Origin of the sequence: Pontibacillus sp. HN14 (assembly GCF_021129245.1) — a bacterium.
Lineage (GTDB): Bacteria > Bacillota > Bacilli > Bacillales > BH030062 > Pontibacillus.
In genome coordinates, this window is the sequence record NZ_JAJOLR010000005.1 from 122,011 (window position 1) to 134,094 (window position 12,084).

The 12,084-nt window shown below is 40.8% G+C and carries 15 protein-coding genes; 7 read left to right on the forward strand and 8 right to left on the reverse strand.

Translation table 11 applies throughout. From position 1 onward, the window contains the following. The first annotated feature begins 38 nt into the window (after positions 1–38). Complete coding sequence (locus LQ226_RS15540) at positions 39–260, forward strand: NifU family protein (RefSeq protein WP_231419048.1); 222 nt, start codon at positions 39–41, stop codon at positions 258–260. Between the two features lie 362 nt (positions 261–622). Here the strand turns inward: LQ226_RS15540 and LQ226_RS15545 are convergent, their stop codons facing one another. From LQ226_RS15545 to yutH, 3 genes are all read right to left on the reverse strand, one after another. Next, positions 623–1,867: a dicarboxylate/amino acid:cation symporter gene (locus LQ226_RS15545; RefSeq protein ID WP_231418878.1), complete on the reverse strand. Its 1,245-nt coding sequence runs from the start codon at positions 1,865–1,867 to the stop codon at positions 623–625. Between the two features lie 227 nt (positions 1,868–2,094). Further along, complete coding sequence (locus tag LQ226_RS15550) at positions 2,095–3,066, reverse strand: 2-hydroxyacid dehydrogenase (protein ID WP_231418879.1); 972 nt, start codon at positions 3,064–3,066, stop codon at positions 2,095–2,097. A 134-nt stretch (positions 3,067–3,200) separates the two neighbouring features. Beyond that, entirely contained in the window at positions 3,201–4,178 is a 978-nt protein-coding gene (yutH, locus tag LQ226_RS15555) for a spore coat putative kinase YutH (RefSeq protein ID WP_231418880.1), read from the reverse strand. A gap of 156 nt (positions 4,179–4,334) precedes the next feature. On the opposite strand from yutH, the gene LQ226_RS15560 reads away from it, so the two are divergent. Then, positions 4,335–4,832 carry a phosphatidylglycerophosphatase A family protein gene (locus LQ226_RS15560; RefSeq protein WP_231418881.1) on the forward strand — a complete coding sequence of 166 codons (498 nt, stop codon included), beginning with the start codon at positions 4,335–4,337 and terminating at the stop codon, positions 4,830–4,832. Positions 4,833–4,886: 54 nt separating this feature from the next. Here LQ226_RS15560 and LQ226_RS15565 read toward each other — a convergent pair whose 3' ends face one another. Beyond that, the gene (locus LQ226_RS15565) at positions 4,887–5,660 is read right to left on the reverse strand and encodes a TIGR01457 family HAD-type hydrolase (protein ID WP_231418882.1); all 774 of its coding nucleotides are present in this window, start codon (positions 5,658–5,660) and stop codon (positions 4,887–4,889) included. A 22-nt stretch (positions 5,661–5,682) separates the two neighbouring features. Continuing rightward, on the reverse strand, positions 5,683–6,120 hold the full coding sequence (locus tag LQ226_RS15570; protein ID WP_231418883.1) for a DUF86 domain-containing protein: 438 nt from the start codon (positions 6,118–6,120) through the stop codon (positions 5,683–5,685). 137 nt (positions 6,121–6,257) lie between these two features. On the opposite strand from LQ226_RS15570, the gene glpX reads away from it, so the two are divergent. The 3 genes from glpX to LQ226_RS15585 are packed head-to-tail and all read left to right on the forward strand — an operon-like array spanning position 6,258 to position 7,867. Continuing rightward, positions 6,258–7,229, forward strand: a complete 972-nt coding sequence (gene glpX, locus LQ226_RS15575; protein ID WP_231418884.1) for a class II fructose-bisphosphatase — start codon at positions 6,258–6,260, stop codon at positions 7,227–7,229. A gap of 28 nt (positions 7,230–7,257) precedes the next feature. Next, the gene (locus LQ226_RS15580; RefSeq protein WP_231418885.1) at positions 7,258–7,527 is read left to right on the forward strand and encodes a DUF3055 domain-containing protein; all 270 of its coding nucleotides are present in this window, start codon (positions 7,258–7,260) and stop codon (positions 7,525–7,527) included. A 55-nt stretch (positions 7,528–7,582) separates the two neighbouring features. Continuing rightward, positions 7,583–7,867 carry a cytosolic protein gene (locus LQ226_RS15585; RefSeq protein ID WP_231418886.1) on the forward strand — a complete coding sequence of 95 codons (285 nt, stop codon included), beginning with the start codon at positions 7,583–7,585 and terminating at the stop codon, positions 7,865–7,867. Between the two features lie 46 nt (positions 7,868–7,913). On the opposite strand, the gene LQ226_RS15590 is transcribed toward LQ226_RS15585, so the two are convergent. Further along, on the reverse strand, positions 7,914–8,189 hold the full coding sequence (locus LQ226_RS15590) for a YutD family protein (RefSeq protein ID WP_036782576.1): 276 nt from the start codon (positions 8,187–8,189) through the stop codon (positions 7,914–7,916). A 156-nt stretch (positions 8,190–8,345) separates the two neighbouring features. Here LQ226_RS15590 and LQ226_RS15595 point away from each other — a divergent pair, with 156 nt between their 5' ends. Continuing rightward, positions 8,346–9,023 (forward strand): YhcN/YlaJ family sporulation lipoprotein, encoded by a 678-nt coding sequence (locus tag LQ226_RS15595; RefSeq protein WP_231418887.1) that lies wholly within the window; start codon positions 8,346–8,348, stop codon positions 9,021–9,023. Positions 9,024–9,182: 159 nt separating this feature from the next. Further along, positions 9,183–10,151 (forward strand): M23 family metallopeptidase, encoded by a 969-nt coding sequence (locus tag LQ226_RS15600; RefSeq protein WP_231418888.1) that lies wholly within the window; start codon positions 9,183–9,185, stop codon positions 10,149–10,151. A gap of 42 nt (positions 10,152–10,193) precedes the next feature. On the opposite strand, the gene LQ226_RS15605 is transcribed toward LQ226_RS15600, so the two are convergent. Together LQ226_RS15605 and LQ226_RS15610 are read right to left on the reverse strand one after the other, a co-directional pair. Next, positions 10,194–10,286, reverse strand: coding sequence for a MetS family NSS transporter small subunit (locus LQ226_RS15605; RefSeq protein WP_231418889.1), 93 nt, complete (start codon positions 10,284–10,286; stop codon positions 10,194–10,196). 2 nt (positions 10,287–10,288) lie between these two features. Beyond that, positions 10,289–11,806, reverse strand: a complete 1,518-nt coding sequence (locus LQ226_RS15610; RefSeq protein WP_231418890.1) for a sodium-dependent transporter — start codon at positions 11,804–11,806, stop codon at positions 10,289–10,291. Positions 11,807–12,084: the final 278 nt, after the last annotated feature.

The window sequence follows — 12,084 nt, forward strand, 5'->3', positions numbered from 1 at the left end:
ACTTTATAATAGAGATATAGGAAAGGAGAAGATGGATGATGGAAAATGAAGTACAAGAAGTATTGAATAAACTTCGTCCCTTCTTACTACGTGATGGTGGAGACGTTGAATTAGTAGATGTAGATGAGGGAATTGTTCGCCTTCGTCTTATGGGTGCATGCGGAAGCTGCCCAAGTTCAACAATCACCCTAAAAGCCGGGATTGAACGTGCACTCGTAGAAGAGGTACCTGGAATTCACGAAGTAGAACAAGTCTTTTAATTTGTAGCAAGTATTTGGCTATTCACTATATGAACGAGCTTGTAGATGATTCTACAAGCTTTTTTTATGTTTTTCTTTTCTTCTATAGTTGGTTTATTAAAGGCCTTTTAATATTTGTTCCCTTATAGGGGGAGGACTGTCTAACACTCGAGAACTGAGAGAATGTTTCAGTTCACCCTATTATGGCAAAGGTGGGCCTGGAAACTGCGAGACTCTCTTGGGCGGAAGAGCCTAGGTGAGCCACAGGAAAGCGGGTGGTTTCCAGGCCCACCTTACGCTCATTCTAAGCTAACGAAAACTTGTGGGATTAGGAGCAAAGGGTAGAAAAAAGCTGTTCTCCCAACAGGGGAGAACAGCTTTTATTATGCCTGTTGTTGCTCTTGTACTACTGGAATTTCGTCTTCGCGGCCTGCTTCGGAGCGTGCGATAATGACCGCTGCTGTTGCATCGCCTGTTACGTTTACGGCTGTACGACACATATCGATCAGACGGTCAACTGCAAGAACAAGTGAGATCGCTTCTACAGGGAGGCCAACTGAAGTTAGAACCATGGAAAGCATGATTAAACCAACTCCTGGGGCACCTGCTGTTCCGATACTTGCAAGCGTTGCTGTCAGAACAACTGTTACCAGATCACTAAAGGCAAGGTCAACACCATACATCTGAGCGATGAACATAGTTGCTACACCTTGCATAATGGCTGTACCGTCCATGTTAATCGTTGCCCCAAGCGGCTGGACGAAACTGCTTATCGGTTTTGGCACATTCAGCTTATTTTGAACAGTTTTCATAGATACTGGTAATGTACCTGAACTACTTGATGTACTAAAAGCAACCACCATTGCTGGCGAGAAGTTCTTGAAGAATTGAATTGGATTCATCTTACCTAGTAACGCAATAGCAGATCCATATGTGACTACAAGGTGAATCAGTAGGGCTAGTAAGACTACGGCCAGATATTTCACCATCTTCAATAACGAGTCACTGCCTTGTGAACCAATTGCATCAGCAATTAAAGCAAATGCACCATAAGGAGCAAACTTCATAACGAGTTGAACAAGATACATTAAGACTTCATTCGCTTGCTCCACTAATCTATATAAGTCTTTGCCTCGAGTTCCGATTCGTGATAATCCAATACCAATAAAGATTGAAAAGGCTATAACCTGAAGCATGTCCCCTTTCACCATAGCGTCAAGTGGGTTCGAAGGGATGATATTAATGAGCGTATCTACAACTGGCGGAGCTTCACTTGCTTCAAAGTCCCCACCTTGCATCGCTGACCCACCAGCACCTGGTTGAAAGAACGAGCCCAACCCTAAGGCTAAGGTGAGGGCAATCGCTGTAGTGACAAGGAAGAATAAAACCGTTTTGATTCCGATTCTCCCTAACTTTTTCGGATCACTAATTCCTGAAGTCCCAAGAATTAATGAAACAACGACAATCGGTACAACAAGCATCTTAATCAGGCTTACAAATAGTTGACCTACTGGATAAAGTAGGTATTTTTGAGTGTTATCATAAATGGAAGGGTCTAAGCTGTTTAGCAGTAATCCTACTAATACACCTAGTCCCATTCCAAGTAAGATTTTTTTCGTTAATGACATCTCTTTCCTCCCCCTCATGCTGGTATACTATTGTATATATAAACACCATTATAAAAGAGAGAGTTCAAGTAATTCAATAATAGTTCGAAAAATCTAATACACCCATTTATCACCAGCCTGCTATATCCCTGCCGTTTTAGGTCACATGTATCTAAATTTCTTATCATCCAATAAACTATTCACATCTGAATGTATATACAATTAGTATTATGAATGAGGCGCCAACCTTAACCTGCTCCTACTGGAGTTTTTGCCTCTTTTCCATTCAGGACGTGTTGAATATTATCAAGGCAAAGCGTCATCATCGTTTTCCTTGTCTCTTCAGAAGCTGAGCCAATGTGAGGGGTAGCTACAACTTGCTCTAAAGTTAACAGGGGATGATCCGCAGAGATGGGTTCATTCTTGAAGACATCTAAGCCCGCACCTGCTATCACGTTTTGGTGAATAGCATCGTACAGTGCTTCTTCATCAACCAAAGCTCCACGAGAAGCATTAATGAATATAGCTCGACTTTTCATTCGTTCAAACGCTTCTTTATTAAACATCCCCTTCGTTTCCTCAGTTAATGGTGCTAAACATACCACAAAATCAGATCGTTTCAGCAGCTCTTCAAATCCTACATAAGTAGCCCCGATTTTTTCTTCCGCTTCCCTTTTACGACTGCGGTTATGATAGAGGATCTCCATTTCAAAACCAGTAGCTCGTTTAGCAACCGTTTCTCCAATTCGTCCCATCCCTACGATACCAATGGTTTTATGATGAACATCTTGCCCCGCCATTAAGAGAGGAGCCCAGTTTTCCCAAGAGTTATTTTTTACATATCGTTCTGCTTCCATTAAGCGTCTTGCTGTAGCTAGAAGTAATCCAAATGTTAAATCCGCTGTTGTATCTGTTAATACGTCCGGTGTGTTTGTTACCACAACTCCTGCTTCCTTGGCAGCGTTTAAATCAATATTGTCATATCCAACAGCAAGGTTTGCAACCACTTTTAGATTGGTTTGTTTTTCAAATATCTCGTGATTAACCTGGTCACTTAACATAGTAATTAACGCATCAGCATGTTGAACCTTCTCTAATAGCACACCTCTTTCAACAGGTACTTCTTCTTCTGGCCACATTTCAATCTTAAAAACAGACTCAAAAGCTTCAATCACCGATTCAGGCAGCTTCCTAGTAATATAAACAAATGGTTTTGACATCTAGATCCTCCTCTATTGCTATAGTAGTTGCCATTATAGCATGAAGAGTCTTATCATTTCTTTTTCAGAAGGCTGTATAAATGGGATGAAATGCTCCTATCCGTACCTTGGACAATTCCACCCTCTCCTCTTACTCACCAATCCAGAATAGGAATCCGAAGACGTTTATAATCAATATGCACACCATTAAAGAATTCTTTCAATTGTTTCTCATATTGATCTTGCTTCTGAAGCAATCCACGATATTCTTGTTCAAGGTCATTCTGCTCCCTTTCTCCCGCACTTAGTGTACGTTCTAAGACATCAAAGAGATGAACGGGATAAATAAGCCTTGCATAAATTAAACGCCAGCTAAATACGGATAAAGGACGAGTACTTTCATATTCATCAAGCATTGATCGAATAGGAGGGTAAGCCTGGTTCCCGTTCTCTAACAAAGAGTAGCGGATCCATTCAGCAAGATCCCTCGCCGGGTGATCATATACTAATGTATGAGGCCAAATGGTTTGGGACATCATGGAAGGATGAAGGCGTTGAAAGGTGAAGGTGCCCTGGTCGTTCGATTCATATCTCCAATCTTGTTCACTTTCTTGCAAGTATTGGATTGCACATTCTGATAACCCCTCCACGTACGGAAACGTTTCAATAAATAGCCTTCTCATAGATGAACAGGGGCGTTCGTTCCATTGAACCTTATACTGCTCAAACCAAGCATCAACTTTGTCTTCCCATAAGGATTTCCATTGGCCATATCTTGAAATGTGTTGGGGTTGATAAGGATATTGATTCCCGGCTTCATGAAGAGTCGTAAGCCACCGACCATTTGAGTCACTCGTGGCCCCCCAAGGGACCTGGACAAACATATAGTTTTGACCATCCACATTTGTATATAATTTTCCCTCTGTTGTAAAAAGAGGGAGTCCAATCTGAGGCGTTCCTTGATTCCTTATAAATTCACTAATCGAACGTTGCTCAAATACCTCGTCATCCATTCCTTCTTCATAAGGAATTAAGAAATAATATCCGTCGTTTCCTTCATAACCAAACAGCCCATTTTCTTGTATCTCTTTACCGAGGTATACCTGATATTGTTGATGAAGTTGGTCTCTCATATAACCTACCACCCTTTTAGTTGCTCTTATCTATATAGATATGTATGATAACGATAAGCATGATTGGATCTCATGCACGTTTTTCAATTAGTTTCATACCATACGATATAGGTAATAGTATGGATATACTCGATACTTAAGAAATAGGTGATAATCATGGCAAAAGAAAAAATGACACAATTAGAACAGAAAGCACGTGAACTATTAAAAGAACGCGGCGTAACATTAGATGACATTGCAGAGCTCGTACACTATCTTCAATCTAAGTATCACGATAATCTGGAGATGGAAGAATGCTTACACAACGTAAACCGCGTCATTGCGAAACGAGAGGTTCAGAATGCCATCTTAACTGGTATTGAACTTGATATTCTTGCTGAGAAAAAGATGCTTCAATCCCCTCTTCAGGAAACAATTGAAACAGATGAGAGCTTATATGGTATTGATGAAGTGATTGCATTATCCATAGTAAACGTGTACGGATCAATCGGATTCACAAACTACGGCTATATTGATAAACAAAAACCGGGAATTCTTGAAAAATTAAATGATAAATCGAATGGGTGTCATACCTTTTTAGATGACATCGTGGGAGCTATTGCAGCTGCAGCCTCAAGCCGCCTAGCTCATAGCGATGCCAACGAAGAATATTAATAAGTCATATAAAGTAAAAAAAGAAGCTTTCCGGATATCCGGAAAGCTTCTTTTTTATAAATGTGGTATCCATTCATCTAACGTTTGAATGGTGTACGTAGGTTGCTGGTCATATTGAGATAACTGCTCCTTCGTGGTTACCCCTGTCTGGACATGAAGCGTATCCATGCCAGCATTAATACCAGCTAAAATATCGGTATGATAGTTATCTCCAACCATTAGTGTCTCTTCACGTTTTAGGTTGATCGCTTGCATAGCTTGTTCCATAATAATAGACTCCGGCTTACCGATAAAGGTCGGCTCTACTCCAGTAGATACAGTCACAACAGAAGTTATAGAACCATTTCCCGGAAGCATCCCTCTCTCCGTCGGAATCGCAATATCCCCATTCGTAGATAAGAAGGTAGCCCCTGCTCTTACATTTAAGCAAGCCTTAGCAAACTTCTCATAACTCAGCTCTCGGTCCATTCCCATCACAACATAGTCGCAATCTTCATCGGCTATTGTAAGGCCCTCATTTTCTAAAGCATGCATCAATCCTACTTCCCCCATTGCATACACCTTTGCATCTGGCTTCTCGGCACGAATATAGGATGCTGTAGCCATACTAGTCGTATAAATTTGTTCTGCTTCGGCAGGAATATCAAACGTATTTAATTTATCCGCTACTTGATCAGGCCGACGAGAAGAATTGTTGGTTACAAATAAATGAGGAATCCCCTTTTCACGTAAAGCCTTCACGAAATCAGATGCTGCTTCCACTCGTTCTGTTCCTCTGTACATAGTTCCATCTAAGTCGATTAAATATCCTTTGTATGTTTTGTCCATTGCTGTATCACCTCTTTAATCATTAGGAGTTCGAAAATGCAGAAACAGGACCTAATTCGTTATTTAAATAGTAACGAACATGTTCACTGTAGTGACCGATTGCTGCTTTACTTTTTTCAAGCGTTTGGTGAATCGTTTCTGGTTCAATGTTTACGTAGTCTTGAATAAGTGGCTTCCGTAGAGCTATAAGTGTCTTATAACAGTCTTCATCCTCTTTAGGAATCACCTTTTCATCCATTAAGATGTCAATAATATCATTATAGCTTCCTGGGTCCCGCATAATGAAGCCATCGATCATCATATTCCCTACATCAATTACCGATTCTATACTCATCTGGGCAAGACGTTCAAGCGCTAATGCGCCAGTTTCCCCTTCAAAGCTTTGTCTTTCATAAACTCCTATCAAGAAATCCAGATGCTGTAATGTTTCTTCTATTTTACTTCGATCAACAAAATACATGGATATGCCCTCCCTTGCAAACTTCCCATACAATCTTATTTCATGATATCACAAATCGACAAAATACAAATTCCATTTAAATTGTGCTGTTATTTTGCTATGATATAGAAGGAATTTAAAGTATCGGAGGAAATGAAATGGATCGCGAATTAGCTCTAGAACTTGTACGTGTAACCGAAGCCGCAGCAGTGAGCTCAGCTCAATGGATGGGAAGAGGTAAGAAGAATGAAGCAGATGATGCTGCCACTTCTGCCATGAGAGCCATGTTTGATTCCATTACGATGCAAGGAACAGTCGTAATAGGGGAAGGGGAACTAGATGAAGCCCCTATGTTATACATTGGCGAAGAATTAGGAAATGGGCAAGGTCCTGCTGTAGATATTGCTGTTGACCCATTAGAAGGTACAAATATCGTAGCAAAAGGACATAATAACGCTATGGCAGTCATTGCAGCTGCTGATCGCGGTGCTCTTCTTCACGCTCCGGATATGTATATGGAGAAAATTGCAGTCGGAAAGAATGCAAAAGGAAAAATTAGTTTAGATGATCCAATCGAAAAAACGATTGATATTGTGGCAAAAGCCAATAATAAACGTATTCACGATTTAACAGTCATTATCCAAGAACGTCCACGTCACGAAGAGCTCGTCGAACGCGTTCGTGCTAAAGGAGCACGCGTAAAACTATTCGGAGACGGTGACGTAGGGGCATCCATCGCTACTTGCTTGCCTCACACGGGAGTAGATATCTTTGTTGGAACAGGCGGTGCACCGGAGGGTGTTATTTCAGCTGCTGCTGTAAAATGCTTAGATGGAGACATGCAAGCTCGTTTAGTTCCTCAGAATGATGAAGAAACAAATCGCTGTATTGAAATGGGACTTAGTGACCCACGTCAGCTTCTTACTCTTGATGACCTTGTAAAAAGTGACGACGCAATCTTTGCAGCTACGGGTGTTACAGAAGGAGAATTACTAAAAGGGGTTAAATTCTTAGGAAATGATCTTTCTGAGACAGATTCCATTGTGATGCGCGCTAAAACCGGAACGGTCCGCTTCATTAAAGCCAACCACCACTTAGACCGCAAGCCACACTTATTAGTTAACGAATAATAAGATTTGTTAAGGAAGGAGCACAAGCATGAAAGAAGATCGACTTATTCTTACCGATCAAGAAGAAAGCACTTCTACACGCTTTGTAAGCTTTATGGGAGAGAGCCATCGATACGATTTAGCCATTACCTCTTCGAAGAAGTATGAAGATAAGAAAATGGTGATCAATTTACAAAGCAACCATTACGCTCTTTTAAGTCAGTCAGAGGTTGAGGAAGATGGACACCTGGAGCATGCCTTCAATTTAACAGAAGTGGAAGCAGAAGAATTAAGAGACTTCTTACGGGAAGTCGTGTAAACGAGTAAAATCCCCCTCTCTTTGGAACACTACATTCCATAGGAGGGGGATTTTTATGTCTAAAGAAGACAAAGAGAAGTACTCCGATTTCGCTAATGTAGAAGCCATGCGAAATTATTTAATTCCTGAGCAAATGCCAGAAGGGCCTTACGGCGCGCCACGAAATAAAGATCAACCTGTTGAAAATAAAAGCACACCCTGGCGGCCTGGTCAGAGGTATTATAGCGCCTTTAACTATGAGAATAAATCGTTGCATAAAGATTTACAGCGCTTAGATCCAGGCTCTCACCCAACACATGACCACCCAGGCGAAGAAGTAAAACCATCGCAAGAACAATAAAAAAAGCAGGGCGAATACGCTTGCCCTGCTTTTTTCCATATCCTTTTTACTTATCTGTTTTCTTTAAAACGAAATGAGCGCAACCAAAGTTACAGTATTCGTACATATAATCGTCTAGCGTGCTGATTTTTGTATCAAATGTAGACTTAGGATTTTGATCGTCATAAAAACCTTTCAAACGAAGCTGTCCATATCCCCAATCTCCAACGATAAAATCATATTTACTTAAAATATCGCTAAATCTTTCCTTAACCGCTTCTTCTTGGAAGCCCTCTTTTTCGTCCAGAACAACCTGATAATTCTTTCCTTGAATTTCTACCACGTCGATCACCTCTTAATAGTGCTTATAGTGTATCATATTTTGGATATTTTGACTTTTACTTTTCTTGTTTACTCAATATTTTCTAGCATGAACTTTTCATAATGACTAAAGCTATAGATGAGGGAGAGACAACATTATGCTAGAGGAGGGTTTCCATTGAATTACAAATCATGGATTGCAGCATCAGCCCTTGCAACTACTTTAGTTGTAACAGGTTGTGGTGCTGACAACACAGACCAGGGTGCAATGGATAGAAATAACGATGGGTACGGCACGAACGTAGGCTATGATAGTCCCGAGCTCAACAAGAACAAGAACTACAATTATCAATCAGTTGAGAACATGGGTACCAACAACAACTCATCCCAACGCCTTGGTTACAATCGCTACTCACGTGGTGAAGTCGATAAGCTCGGCGAAGTACGTTATGGTATTATGAACCGCGAAGCTGTTAGTGACTTAATCACTCGTTACATGCTTCAGTCTAACGCATTTAAAGATGCAGCTACGTTAGTTACGGATTCAGAAGTACTCATCGCCTACACGAAAGAAGACGATGTAGACCGCGATCGTGCAGCTGATATTGCGAAGAAAACAGCAATTTCGACTGTACCACGGTACTTCGAAGTGTATGTAACCGACCAGAAGAACATGTATAAGGATTTAGCATCTTTAAGTAATATGAAAACAAGCGATAAGAACTACCGTAACATGCTTGAATCAACAATTAAAGAAATGCGTAAGTCACCACAAGGTGAAGCGATGTACAATGATGAAACAAAATCTAAAAAAGATAAGCGTGACGTCCCTCAAGGACAGGGAATGAATCAGTAACTTATCGAGTTTGAATATGTTTCAAGAAGGGACTGTTTATCACAAACAGTCCCTTTATCACGCTTTTAACCCTCTTCTATTATTAACATTTACCACTTATGTTTACCCTCAAGCTTTCGCAAACTACTGTTATAACCCTTCACTTGGAGGTGAATTATCATGAAACGCATTGTAGCATTGGTCTTATTGCTAACCCTTCTCCCTCACCAAACATGGGCTGAAGAGCAAAAGCCAGATGTTAAAGCACAACGTATGAACTTATATAAAACAATGGAGTCCCTTACTCAAATTCCATGGTACTATCTTGCTGCGGTCGACCAATATGAGCGCAACATTCAAAAAGAACCAGCATCTGAAGGTGTAATCGCCATTACCATTCCTAGAGAAATGTGGAATGGTGCCACAAATCCAAGTCAAAAAGATGCCCTTCCTATCTCAGAAATCGAACTATTCCAAGGAATAGGGCAAGACGGAAATGGGGATGACCTTGCTGACCGAACTAATGATGCCGATATCCTCGTTTCCTTCTCACAATGGATGAGTGGATTTGGTACATCTAAGCAAGACATAAAGATTGCGCTATGGAATTATTATGAAAGAGATTTATCCGTACAAACGATTATGAATACAGCAAAAGTATTTAAGACAGAGAAAACCATCGATTTAGGCCAACACATCTTTCCCGTCCCACTGAATCACAATTACAGTTACAAAAACACATGGGGGGACCCTAGAGGTTTTGGAGGTCGACGCATTCATGAAGGGACAGATATTTTTGCGAATTATGGAGTCCCTGTTCGCGCTACCTCGTACGGGGTAATTGAGATGAAAGGATGGAACAAATTCGGGGGATGGAGAATCGGTGTACGAGATATCCATAATATATACCATTATTTTGCCCATTTAAACGGATTTGAGAAAAATGTAAACGTCGGGCAAGTGGTTAAACCAGGAGATGTCATTGGATATGTAGGTGCATCGGGATACGGACCGCCTGGAACATCCGGGAAGTTCCCTCCTCATCTTCACTATGGTATGTATAAAGATAATGGCCATTCAGAGTGGTCTTTTGACCCCTACCCTCATTTGAAACTGTGGGAGCGCCAAACACGCCAATTGAAAAAATAACAAATCCCTCTAACGCTTGTGCGTAGAGGGATTTCCTTTATTTTATTTAGATGCTTTTACAGCGCGAACAATGCTGGCAATTAAACCTCCCCAGATCACAACTGCACCAATTACAAACATGATAATCCAGCTCATGTTTAGCCAACCTCCTTCTCATCTTTTGATTCTGTTGGCATAGCCAGTTCATTGTTTGGCCATTTCCGTACCGTCATTAAGGCACCAACGAACATAGCCCCAATGGCAACCACCCATCCAAAGTAGAACAAGAATTCAATTGGATAATCCGCGTAGTTTTTCATAAGTTCCACACGTAGGTTTTGTAATAACATATAACCTAATACAACCGGAGTAATGATACTTAGGCAAAATCTCCACCAGTACCCTAACATAATATCGGACAGACTATTCGCATGGGCTTGGAGATTCTTAAGTTCTTTCGCAAACCAGGCAACAGCGACAACTTCAAACAATCCAGCAAGTGCTACGCCGTAACTGTTAATAAAGTGGTCAACCGTGTCTAGGTAGAATAGACCTCCCTTAGTTGCGTATAGAAGAGAAATAACGGCTGATAATCCCCCACCGATCGCAACAGCTGTTCCACGGGATAAGTTGAACTTCTCCTGAACACCAGCTACATAGGTTTCCGTAATCGAAATTAATGAAGACAACCCTGCTAACACAAGAGAAGCAAAGAATAAGAAACCGAAGAACCCTGATAATACAGGCATTTCATTAATAATTTGTGGGAAGACCATAAACGCTAGACCAATACCACCATCTACAACATCCGTAACTTCCTGACCTGTTTGCATAGCCATAAATCCAAGAGCTGCAAATACACCAATACCAGCTAATAATTCAAAAGATGAGTTCGCAAAACCGGTAATAAAGGCGTTGTTTGTGATATCAGATTTCTTTGGTAAATAAGAAGAATACGTAATCATAATTGCAAAAGCGATGGATAGACTGAAGAAAATCTGTCCATATGCAGCAACCCAAACAGCAGGATCCCCAATCGCGTCCCAATTTGGTTGGAAGAAAGCCTGTAGACCATCGACCGCTCCATCAAGTGTTAAAGCACGTACAACAATAATTAAGAATAAGACCACAAGTGTTGGAATGAAAATCTTGTTCGCCAGTTCAATACCTTTCTTAACTCCCATACCAAGAAACGTTAATGTAATAATCCACACGATCGCAAGTGGGATAAGAACTTTCATATTCATGCCACCCATAACACCAGGTTCTGTGGCATTTAGAAAGTCTCCTCCGAAGAATGATGTCGTATCATCCCCCCATGCACCATTTAAAGCATAGCCTGCGTAAAGAACCGCCCAGGCGATAATAACAGCATAATAAGTAGAAATAACAAATGAGATCGCAACTTGCCACCAACCAATCCATTCAAACCCTTTCCGCATTCTCCCTAAAGATTTAGGTGCAGAACCACGGTATTTATGACCGATTGTGTACTCCATGATTAATAGTGGAATTCCGGCCGTTAGAAGTGCAAATAAATAAGGTAAGAAGAAAGCACCTCCGCCGTTTTCGTAAGCTGTCGCCGGGAATCTCCAAATATTACCGAGTCCAATCGCTGAACCCATTGCTGCTAGCAAAAATCCAACGCGTGTTCCCCATTGAGCACGTTTTTCCATGAATAGCCCTCCCCTTCTACAGTCATCTCCTGCGTTACAAGCTTATGCATATTGACCCAGGAGAATGTGTAATCTTTTTCTTTTTTCAGACTTTTCTAACTAATAGCTGTCTTTATTTTAACCACCCCATCACAGCTTGTAAAGTAATATTTAAAATTTTCAGATATTTACATTTAGGCTTTTTGTCCTACACTTTTTCTCTAAATACATTCATTACCATTACGTCATCTTTTCGGTGATCCTCCAAGGATTTGCAACAGGTATGTCATCTCCTAAAT